Here is a 226-nt window from a genome sequence, read left to right on the forward strand (position 1 = left end):
ATTAATCCTATTTTGTTATCCCCAAAATCAACGTGTATTCCTTGAGTCACATTAGCTTTACCTCCAACTCTTTGTTTCATTGAAGTATACATTCTATCTTTTGCTCCCTTACCAATATACCAATCTGTACCGTCAGTAAACATATATGTACCTGTTAATCCAAATGGGTCTATCCAAGTGTTGGCATCATGAACGTAATTATACAAAGCTATACCGCCTGCTAACC

General features: G+C 36.3%; 1 pseudogene. It reads right to left on the reverse strand.

The features are described 5' to 3' along the window. Positions 1 to 226, reverse strand: a pseudogene (locus GQ590_RS12205) (hypothetical protein); the annotation flags it as partial.

The organism is Gilliamella sp. Lep-s35 (genome assembly GCF_009795845.1).
Lineage (GTDB): Bacteria > Pseudomonadota > Gammaproteobacteria > Enterobacterales > Orbaceae > Gilliamella.